1 protein-coding gene is annotated in these 230 nt (G+C 63.0%); it reads left to right on the top strand.

Translation table 11 applies throughout. The annotated features are described in order from the left end of the window. A partial coding sequence (locus KVT28_RS27385) for a hypothetical protein (RefSeq protein ID WP_217551501.1) occupies window positions 1-230 on the top strand: 230 nt, incomplete at both ends.

Consider the following 230-nt stretch of genomic DNA (forward strand, 5'->3'; position numbering starts at 1 on the left):
GCGGCCAGCACCGAGACGGTGCTGCTGTGGAGCTTCTTGCTGGGTGCCGTCAGTGTCCTCGCGGGCTACTGCGTGGTCGCGTTCACGTCGATCGACACGCTGGCGATCTGGGAGTACGGGTCCTTCGAATCCTTCGAGAACGTCGGACGGCTGATTCTCATCTGCCTCGCGCTCTTCTCGTCGTTCATCGCGATCGGGATCGTCGTCTCGACGCTGTTCGGCCGTCAGTC

It is taken from the genome of Pantoea sp. GbtcB22, from assembly GCF_019091025.1.
Lineage (GTDB): Bacteria > Pseudomonadota > Gammaproteobacteria > Enterobacterales > Enterobacteriaceae > Pantoea > Pantoea leporis.